Origin of the sequence: Bacillus sp. JJ1566, assembly GCF_036962685.1 — a bacterium.
Classification (GTDB): Bacteria; Bacillota; Bacilli; order Bacillales; family Bacillaceae_L; genus Ferdinandcohnia.
In genome coordinates this window covers 140,467-146,006 of the sequence record NZ_JBALOP010000007.1, presented here as the reverse complement: position 1 = coordinate 146,006, position 5,540 = coordinate 140,467, and the positions used below count along the sequence as shown (strand labels likewise).

Sequence of the window (5,540 nt, the reverse complement as noted above, 5' to 3'; positions counted from 1 at the left end):
TTCTGCTGAATGAAGTTAACGATACTTGTCATGCTTGGCCACATACCAAGCATATAGTTAATTGTAAATGATATCACCTTTTTTGAGAAGGTAGGGAAAATGAATTGTCAAAGCAAACATTCCTTAAAGGAACATTAATTTTAATTATCGCAGGACTCATTACAAGAATATTAGGATTTATCAATAGAATTGTTGTCGCACGGCTTATTGGTGAAGAAGGCGTAGGGCTTTATATGATGGCAATCCCTACATTTGTCCTCACTATTACATTAACCCAAATGGGGCTGCCAGTGGCAATATCGAAATTAGTAGCAGAAGCCGAGGCTCAGGGTGATAAGAGAAGAATTAAAAAAATTCTAGTGGTCTCTCTATCAATTACAGGCATATTAAGTATTATCTTTACCCCAATGATGATTTTTCTTGCACCTTTGTTATCCGAGACTCTACTCACTGACCAACGAACCTATTATCCTTTATTAGCTATTTCACCGATTGTTCCGATTGTGGCGATTTCGTCCGTTCTCCGCGGCTACTTCCAAGGTCGTCAAAATATGAAGCCGCCTGCTTATTCACAGGTCATTGAACAAGTCGTCAGGATTACGTTAGTGTATGTATTTACAAAAGCATTTTTACCGATGGGCATTGAATATGCAGCAGCAGGTGCAATGCTTTCAGCTGTTGTTGGAGAATTCATGTCGTTACTCTATTTATTCTTTATGTTTAAAATGAAAAAACGGATTCGGATTCGAAAAAACTTTTTCAAAGCTGCTAGGAACGGAAAAGAAACATTCAATGATTTGACACGAATTGCAGTTCCAACATTAGGTAGCAGATTAATCGGTTCAATTTCGTGGTTTTTTGAACCGATTGTAGTTGCCCAAAGTTTAGCGATTGCTGGTGTTGTTACCCATCTTGCGACAAGACAATATGGAGAACTCACGGGGTTTGCCTTGCCATTGCTCATGCTTCCATCTTTTATAACGACTTCACTTTCAACAGCTCTTGTACCGTCAATAAGTGAAGCTGCAGCAAAAAAGCAATCATTGTTAATCGAATATCGCCTTAAACAGGCGTTACGTTTATCACTCGTGTCAGGAGGCTTGTCAATTGTTGTTTTATATGTGTTTGCTTCACCTGTCATGGAGCTTATGTACGGAAATAGTAATTCGGCCATCTATATAAAAGTAATGGCACCGTTTTTTATCTTTTATTATTTTCAAGGACCTCTCCAAGCAACGTTACAGGCACTCGATTTAGCAAAGGCAGCGATGATCAATAGTTTTATCGGAAATTTCATTAAAACAGCTGCAATTTTTATTCTTGCAACAAGACCATCCTTAGGGATCATGGGGGCCGCACTTGCCATTGTCATTGGAATGATGCTTGTCACATTACTTCACTTTTCAACGATTGTGAAAGTAATCTCCTATAGCTTCTATATTCGGGATTATATTAAGAGCGGGATTACAATGATCCTTTCCGGGGTAGCAGGTCATTATTTTTATCAAATGTTCTTAATAGATGCCTCACTTGCTATAAGGACACTTGCTGCAATAGGAGTAACATCATTCGTCTATGTCATTCTGTTATTTATTTTTAAACTGTTAACGAAAGAAGAGGTTAAAAGAATACCAATTATTGGTCCAAAACTTTCATTGCTGTTATAAACGAAGAAAAGGTAACCCATATCGGTTACCTTTTTTCATCTTTGATATCAACATGTAGTTTCCCGTGGTGATAGCTACAATAGGCAATTTCCTTAATATTGCTATGCCCAAGCTTCTTCACTTCAGACCTCAGCCAAAATTCCGATTTGTTAATTTGATTTAAATGTTCTTCTTGGATTTCCCCATCAAGTATAAGTGGTAAATCCATTGTGTAATCTGATGTTTCGGAAGGTTGATTCTTTCCTTTTGCGAGCACGGATAAGTCACCTGAAGACTCTAATATGGCAAACTCTACATCCGCTAAGTTCTTCACATTTTTTTCGCGCAGTTGCATCATCAGATCATCAAAATTATAACGTTGTTGTCTCATCGCATGTTCATCAATTTTTCCCCTGTTAATAATAACGGTTGGTTTACCATCGATAATCTCTCTTATTTTCTTACTTTTTAGTGAAAGGAGGGCAAGAGTGTATTGGATTACTAGAAGTAAAACCATCGGTACAACGGAGTGTAAAATTGGATCATCTGTCGTTTCAATCGCAATGACAGCCATTTCAGCAATCATCATTGATACGATTAAATCTAGAAGACTAAGTTCTCCTATTTCACGCTTACCCATCAATCTAAAAATCATTAGGATAATAAAATAAAGTAAAACCGTCCTCCCAATTATGATGAGGTATTCGCCCAAAACGAAAGCCCCCTCTCATATAAAAAATTTTAAAAAGCTTAGCACATGTTAGTTTACTCAAAATGAAGAAAAACATTTACTCATAGGTTTTTTCAGAACTTCTTAGTTGGGACAAGAAAAGTTTGTACTTCTTATTCTAATTCATATTGGACATGAATATGCTCGTACTAAGGTAAATTGAGGGGGAGAGAATCGACATGAGAAAAATGGGAGTTGCAATGGTTTATGGTGTTGTAGCAATTTTTGTAATTGTTATTGTATCAAGTTTACTTATTTCACTATTAATGCGTTTTACTTCACTTCAAGAATCATCCATGTCTTGGGTAATTTTAGGTGCTTCCTTCCTTGCACTTTTTGCTGGAGGGTTTGTATCAGGTGGAAAAGGAAAGGAAAAAGGCTGGCTAATTGGCGGTGGAACAGGCATTTTGTATTCCATCATTGTGTTTATTGTACAGTTCTTAGGCTATGATGCTACATTTTCTGCAGAACAAACAATATATCATGCTGGCTTCCTAGCAGCTGCTGTCATTGGTGGAATTTTCGGAGTGAATATGACCACTCCATCAAGAAGAGAAGCATAAAAAAAGAGCGTTGTGAGACGCTCTTTTTTGCTGAATTCAATTAGTCCTTAATGACATCACGTACTGCTTGTCTGTCGTATGTAAGATTCGCATTTCCTGATTTAATGACTACCTTGTTTTCATCGATTGAATCAATAATTCCGTGTAATCCGCCAACTGTCACTACTTTATCACCTTTTGCAAGGCTTGACTGCATTTGAACTGTTGCCTTTTGACGCTTTTGTTGTGGACGAATTAATAAGAAATAGAAAATCGCAAACATTAAAATTAAAGGACCAACTGTACCTAAAATACCTTCCATTCATTTCACCTCCCGCTTTATCATAATTACATTTTTCTTTATTTAGAAGTTTTTCGCGTTTGGTTTGTTAAACCCGTATCGCTCGAAAAATTCTTCGCGGAAGTCTCCAAGACGATCTTCGCGAATCGCTTGTCTGACTTGCTCCATTAATTTTAACAGAAAATGCAGGTTATGATAAGTAGTAAGTCGAATTCCAAATGTTTCACTTGTCTTAATTAAGTGTCGAATGTATGCACGACTGTAATTTTTACAAGTATAGCAATCACAATTTTCATCTAATGGTCTAAAATCGCGTGCATATTCTGCGTTTTTCACAACCAATCTTCCTTCACTGGTCATAAGGGTCCCATTACGAGCAATTCTGGTTGGAAGAACACAGTCAAACATGTCGATACCTCGGATTGCTCCGTCAATCAAAGAATCCGGCGAACCTACTCCCATTAAATATCTAGGCTTATCATCTGGTAAATGTGGTGTTGTAAATTCGAGAACTCTATTCATCACATCCTTAGGCTCACCAACAGATAAACCACCGACTGCATACCCAGGAAAATCTAAGGATACTAAATCTTTTGCACTTTGTTTTCGAAGTTCCTCATATTCCCCTCCCTGAATAATACCAAATAGTCCTTGGTCCTGTGGGCGACTGTGAGCTTTTAAACATCTCTCTGCCCACCTACTCGTACGTTCTACTGATTTTTTCATGTATTCGAAGCTGGCCGGATATGGCGGGCATTCATCAAATGCCATCATAATATCAGATCCAAGAGCATTTTGAATTTCCATTGCTTTTTCAGGAGATAAAAATAGCTTATCTCCATTTAAATGATTGCGGAAATGAACGCCTTCTTCCTTAATTTCTCTAAATTCACTTAAACTAAATACTTGGAATCCACCTGAATCTGTCAGGATTGCCCTATCCCAGTTCATGAATTTATGCAGGCCACCTGCTTCTTTAATGATGTCATGTCCTGGTCTTAACCAAAGATGATAAGTATTACTTAAAATAATACCAGCTCCCATCTCCTTTAGGTCTTCAGGTGACATTGTTTTTACCGTTGCAAGAGTTCCAACCGGCATAAATGCAGGCGTTTCAAAAGAACCATGTGGTGTATGTACAATTCCTAATCTTGCACCTGTTTGCTTACAAGTTTTAATATGTTCGTATTTTATTGCCGTCACTGATTACTGTCTCCTTTATTGTGGGTAGTGGTGTGTCACTCCCCGAAATTTCCTATTATTTAATAAGCATTGCGTCTCCGAAGCTAAAAAATCGATAACGTTCTTTTACTGCTTCATTATAGGCATGGAGGATATTCTCGCGCCCAGCTAAAGCACTTACAAGCATGATGAGAGTTGACTTTGGAAGATGGAAGTTTGTGATGAGTCCATTAATTGCCTCATATTGATATCCAGGATAAATGAATATACTTGTCCATCCACTTGACTCTACAAATTTCCCATGTTTTTTCACTATGGTTTCAAGTGTTCTGGTCGAAGTCGTTCCTACAGAAATGATTTTTCCACCCTTTGCTTTCACTTCGTTTAGCAATGTAGCCGTTTCGTCAGTCATCTGATAGAATTCCGAATGCATATCATGATCTTCAATTGTGTCTGAGCTTACCGGGCGGAAGGTTCCTAACCCAACATGCAGGGTAATAAAAGCTATATGTACACCTTTGTCACGAATTTCTTGAAGTAGTTTTTCTGTAAAATGAAGCCCTGCTGTAGGTGCAGCGGCTGACCCACGATGTTTCGCATAAACTGTTTGGTATCGCTCTTTGTCGTCCAATTGCTCATGAATATATGGAGGCAACGGCATTTCACCTAACGCATCTAAGACCTCATAAAAAATTCCCTCATAGTGAAAGTCCAACATTCTGCCACCGTGATCGCCGATTTCCGTGCATGTTGCTTTTAATCGACCATCACCAAAGGTTAACACAGTGCCTTCCTTTACACGCTTTGCTGGCTTTACAAGTGTTTCCCAAGTATCTCCATCTTTTTGTTTTAGAAGAAGCACCTCTACTTTTGCACCAGTGTCTTCTTTAACGCCATAAAGACGAGCAGGAAGCACACGCGTATCATTTAGGACAAGGCAATCTCCTTCATTTAAGTAAGACAGGATGGAGTGAAAATGTGTATGGGTGATTTCACCCGTTTCCTTATCCACTACCATTAATCTTGATGCCTCTCGATTTTCCAGTGGAGTTTGCGCAATTAATTCCTCTGGCAAATCAAAATCAAATAAATCTACTTTCATATTTTCACCTTATTCCTATATCAAATGCACCTTGGCG

Annotated in this window: 6 protein-coding genes; 2 read left to right on the top strand and 4 right to left on the bottom strand. The window is 38.2% G+C overall.

Annotation, left to right across the window (positions count from 1 at the left end; translation table 11 throughout):
- Positions 1-104: 104 nt before the first annotated feature.
- Positions 105-1,667, top strand: coding sequence for a stage V sporulation protein B (gene spoVB, locus V7112_RS04830; RefSeq protein WP_335416230.1), 1,563 nt, complete (start codon positions 105-107; stop codon positions 1,665-1,667).
- Between the two features lie 25 nt (positions 1,668-1,692).
- Here the strand turns inward: spoVB and V7112_RS04825 are convergent, their stop codons facing one another.
- Complete coding sequence (locus V7112_RS04825) at positions 1,693-2,358, bottom strand: DUF421 domain-containing protein (protein WP_335416225.1); 666 nt, start codon at positions 2,356-2,358, stop codon at positions 1,693-1,695.
- Between the two features lie 197 nt (positions 2,359-2,555).
- Here V7112_RS04825 and V7112_RS04820 point away from each other — a divergent pair, with 197 nt between their 5' ends.
- Positions 2,556-2,939: a TIGR04086 family membrane protein gene (locus tag V7112_RS04820; RefSeq protein ID WP_335416223.1), complete on the top strand. Its 384-nt coding sequence runs from the start codon at positions 2,556-2,558 to the stop codon at positions 2,937-2,939.
- A 40-nt stretch (positions 2,940-2,979) separates the two neighbouring features.
- Here V7112_RS04820 and yajC read toward each other — a convergent pair whose 3' ends face one another.
- Genes yajC through queA form a run of 3 tightly spaced genes read right to left on the bottom strand, consistent with a single transcriptional unit; the run spans position 2,980 to position 5,503 of the window.
- Entirely contained in the window at positions 2,980-3,240 is a 261-nt protein-coding gene (gene yajC, locus V7112_RS04815; protein ID WP_010678264.1) for a preprotein translocase subunit YajC, read from the bottom strand.
- 42 nt (positions 3,241-3,282) lie between these two features.
- Complete coding sequence (gene tgt, locus V7112_RS04810) at positions 3,283-4,422, bottom strand: tRNA guanosine(34) transglycosylase Tgt (RefSeq protein WP_335416219.1); 1,140 nt, start codon at positions 4,420-4,422, stop codon at positions 3,283-3,285.
- Between the two features lie 55 nt (positions 4,423-4,477).
- Positions 4,478-5,503: a tRNA preQ1(34) S-adenosylmethionine ribosyltransferase-isomerase QueA gene (gene queA, locus V7112_RS04805; RefSeq protein WP_335416216.1), complete on the bottom strand. Its 1,026-nt coding sequence runs from the start codon at positions 5,501-5,503 to the stop codon at positions 4,478-4,480.
- Positions 5,504-5,540 lie beyond the last annotated feature (37 nt).

Excerpts from the sequence above, each read along its gene's own strand:
- V7112_RS04820 (WP_335416223.1), top strand. The coding sequence starts at position 2,556 with ATGAGAAAAATGGGAGTTGCAATGGTTTATGGTGTTGTAGCAATTTTT.
- yajC (WP_010678264.1), bottom strand. The coding sequence starts at position 3,240 with ATGGAAGGTATTTTAGGTACAGTTGGTCCTTTAATTTTAATGTTTGCG.
- queA (WP_335416216.1), bottom strand. The coding sequence starts at position 5,503 with ATGAAAGTAGATTTATTTGATTTTGATTTGCCAGAGGAATTAATTGCG.